Annotated in this window: 4 protein-coding genes; all 4 read left to right on the forward strand. The window is 66.1% G+C overall.

The features are described 5' to 3' along the window. Positions 1–152 precede the first annotated feature (152 nt). The 4 genes from QZM67_RS39700 (at position 153) to QZM67_RS39715 (ending at position 3,328) form a co-directional block, all read left to right on the forward strand. A complete protein-coding gene (locus QZM67_RS39700; protein ID WP_007176046.1) occupies positions 153–722 on the forward strand; it encodes a hypothetical protein in 570 nt (189 codons plus the stop codon). Positions 723–820: 98 nt separating this feature from the next. Further along, a complete protein-coding gene (locus QZM67_RS39705; RefSeq protein ID WP_012250652.1) occupies positions 821–2,257 on the forward strand; it encodes a DDE-type integrase/transposase/recombinase in 1,437 nt (478 codons plus the stop codon). After that, complete coding sequence (locus QZM67_RS39710; RefSeq protein WP_012427050.1) at positions 2,254–3,111, forward strand: ExeA family protein; 858 nt, start codon at positions 2,254–2,256, stop codon at positions 3,109–3,111. Before QZM67_RS39705 ends, QZM67_RS39710 begins: the two co-directional genes overlap by 4 nt. Before the next feature lies 1 nt (position 3,112). Beyond that, positions 3,113–3,328 carry a hypothetical protein gene (locus QZM67_RS39715; protein WP_012250658.1) on the forward strand — a complete coding sequence of 72 codons (216 nt, stop codon included), beginning with the start codon at positions 3,113–3,115 and terminating at the stop codon, positions 3,326–3,328. The last annotated feature ends 95 nt before the right edge of the window (positions 3,329–3,423 follow it).

Here is a 3,423-nt window from a genome sequence, read left to right on the forward strand (position 1 = left end):
TGAGCGTGAGCACGTAAATCGATGGGAATTCGGGGCGTTTTGAGCAGCTTGCGTGATGTAGCGGTGGGGGTCTCCCTCAGGCATCTTGCACAAACGACGCCCAAGGGAGAGTCTCGTGTCTGCCAAGAACCGAGACTTCCAGAGTGTGCCACGTGAGTGCCCGCGATCCCAACTTCTATCACCTGCTGTTACGTATCGATCAGGACTTCGCCGAACAGACCCGCGCGCAGCGTTGTCGCTGCGGTGGCGTACTCCATAGCGCCCGCTACCCGCGCAAGCCGCGCGGAATTTCATACGAAGCCCGCTGCCACTGCGAGTTCCGCTACAGCTTCTGCTGCGCCGACTGTCGCCGTCGTACCACGCCATTCTCGGTGCGCTTTCTCGGCCGGCGCGTCTACACCGCCGCAATCATGATTGTCGTCAGCGCCACGCGTGCGAGCGCCGGTACGGCCGCGGCAATGCGCCAGCTCGATGCGCTGGGCGTGCCACCCTCGACGATCGCGCGATGGCGGCACTGGTGGATGACCGGGTTTGTCGGCACACCGTTCTGGGCGCTCGGACGGGCGGCGTTCGTGCCGCCCGTCGAGACCGCACAGGTGCCGGCAAGCCTGCTCGAGCGCTTCGCTACCACGCAGCCTGCCGAGCCATTGCCATGCCTGCTGCGCTGGCTCTCACCGCTCACCAGCGGCAGCGCCGTGAGCACCCTGCGTGAGGGACGGTAACCGCCCGCAGAACTTGTCGCTCGCCCCCCTCGGACTGCGCCGGTAGTCTCGCCTCTCCCCCGAATCGCGGCGCGGTGCGCCGCATCCCTGGAGAGAGCATGACTGAACTTCACGATTTACCCCTGCGGGATCGTTGGGCGCGCCTGCGCTTTGCGGTTGTGGGCCCCTTGCTGGCAGCACCGCCTGAACCCGGGCAGGTGCGCGAACTCATCACCGCGCTGGCCGCCAAACGCTGGCGTCATCCCGTCACTGGCGACGATGTCCAGTTCGGCCGCTCCACCGTTGAGCGGTGGTTCTACCGGGCCCGCAAGGCGGCCCACGATCCGGTGGCGAGCCTGCGCGACCGCAAGCGCCCCAGCGGCGCCGGCGCAAGCCTGTCGCCTCAGGCGGTACAGGCGATTCGCGCGCAGTACCGGGAACATCCCGGCTGGACCTGCCAGTTGCACGTCGACAATCTCAAGGTCACGCTCGGCCCGGCGAACCTGCCGTCGTACACGACGGTGCGTCGTTATCTGCGTGCGCAGGGCCTGTCCCGTGAACGCAAGCCGCGTCATACCAGCGCCGGCGCGATGCTCGCACGCGATCGCCTCGAGAAGCTCGAGGTCCGCAGCTTCGAGGTCGAGCACGTCAACGCGCTCTGGCATCTCGATTTCCATCACGGCTCGCGCAAGCTGCTCACGCATGATGGCCAGTGGATCACGCCGATGCTGCTGTGCGTGCTCGATGACCGTTCGCGCGTCGTCTGTCACGCGCAATGGTTTCTCGATGAGACCGCACGTAGTCTGATCCATGGGCTCACCCAGGCGCTCCAGCGTCGTGGCCGGCCTCGCGCACTGATGACCGACAACGGCGCAGCAATGCTTGCCGAGGAGACGACCGCCGGCTTGCTCGCGCTCGGCGTGCTGCACCAGACGACCTTGCCATATTCGCCGTACCAGAACGCGAAGCAGGAAACGTTCTGGGCCCGCATCGAAGGGCGCGTGATGGCCATGCTCGAAGGCGAGCCCAATCTCACGCTCGAACTGCTCAATCAGGCCACCCACGCGTGGATCGAGCGCGAGTACCACCACGCGCATCATTCTGAGATCGGTGGCACGCCGCTCAAACGCTATCTGGCCGGCCCCGATGTGGGCCGCGAATGCCCGTCGAGTGACGCGCTGCGCGCCGCATTCCGTATCGACGTGACGCGCGCCCAGCGGCGCTCGGATGGCACCGTGAGTCTGGCCGGCACGCGCTTCGAGATTCCCTCGGCCTACCGGCACCTGCAGCGCGTGCACCTGCGCTATGCGCGCTGGGACCTGAGCGGCGTCGATCTCGTCGACGCCGGCAGCGGCGCCGTGCTGTGCCCGCTGCGGCCGCTGGACAAGGCCGCCAATGCTGATGGCCAGCGCAGGCGACTCGATGCCGTCAATGTCGAGCCGCCACCGGCCAGTGCGCCCGGCATCGCGCCGCTGCTACGCCAGATGCTGGCCGACCACGCCGCAACCGGGTTGCCGCCAGCCTGGATTCCCGCCAACTGGCAGGAGGAGGCATGAGCCAGCGTCTGCAAGCCCTCTACGGCCTGAAGTGGAACCCGTTCTCGCCGGAGCTTCCCCTCGAAGCGCTGTACGTGCCGCCGCGCGTCGAGAACTTCTGCTGGCGCATCGAGAACGCGCTCGTGCGCGAAGGCGGCTTCGCGATGATCCACGGCGAGCCGGGGACCGGCAAGAGCGTGGTCATGCGCGTGCTGGCCGAGAAGCTCGAGCGACTGACCGATCTGACAGTCGTCTCGATCAATCATCCGCAGAGCAACCTTGCCGACTTCTATCGCGAGATGGGCGACATCTTCGGTCTGGAACTCCGGCCGCACAACCGCTGGGGCGGCTTCAGGTCGCTGCGCGACCGGTGGATGTCGCACCTGCAAAGCACGCGCCGGCGCCCAATCCTGCTGATCGACGAAGCGCAGGAAATGAGTCCCGGCGTGCTCAACGAACTGCGGCTCATGGCCAGCGCCCGCTTCGATTCGCAGCCCCTGCTGTGCGTGGTGCTCGCCGGCGACACGCGCCTGACCGACAAGCTGCGGCGCGACGAACTGCTGCCACTGGGCAGCCGTATCCGTTCCCGCCTGGGGACCGAGAAGGCTTCGGCCGACGACCTGCTGGCCTGCCTCGAACATCTGCTCGCCAGCGCCGGCGCCCCGCAGCTGATGACACCGCCGCTGCGCCACACGCTGTGCGAACACGCGCTGGGCAACTACCGCGTGCTCACCACGCTCGCCAACGAACTGCTCACCACCGCCGCGCAGCGGGAACTGTCCGAACTCGACGAGAAGCTGTACTTCGAGGTCTTTGCACCATCAACACAGTCCTCGCGCCGCACGCCAGCGCGTCAACCCAACGGAGCCCGATGACATGTCCCGTAAAGCATCACCTCACAAACCCAACGCCTCCCGGAGCTTGCCATTGCCCGAGCTCTCCGACGAGGCAGCCTACATGATGCAGTTCTTCATCGAAGACCTCTATCTGTGGTTCAGCCGCGCCTACGCCACCCAGATCCGCCGCTATCGCGAGCCCTGGTACCGCGGTCCGACACAGCCGCCACACCAGAGCATTGACGAGCCATTCTGAAACGACAACGGGAGCTTCATCGCTCCCGTTTTACTTCGTCCCTCGAACATCATTTATGTTGCTCATTGCCCCATCGATTTACGTGCTCACGCTCA

This window comes from Burkholderia sp. AU45251 (assembly GCF_030482905.1).
GTDB lineage: Bacteria > Pseudomonadota > Gammaproteobacteria > Burkholderiales > Burkholderiaceae > Burkholderia > Burkholderia aenigmatica.

What these genes read in the sequence shown, in the direction of transcription:
- QZM67_RS39705 (WP_012250652.1), top strand. Translation starts at nt 821, where the DNA reads ATGACTGAACTTCACGATTTACCCCTGCGGGATCGTTGGGCGCGCCTG.
- QZM67_RS39710 (WP_012427050.1), top strand. Translation starts at nt 2,254, where the DNA reads ATGAGCCAGCGTCTGCAAGCCCTCTACGGCCTGAAGTGGAACCCGTTC.
- QZM67_RS39715 (WP_012250658.1), top strand. Translation starts at nt 3,113, where the DNA reads ATGTCCCGTAAAGCATCACCTCACAAACCCAACGCCTCCCGGAGCTTG.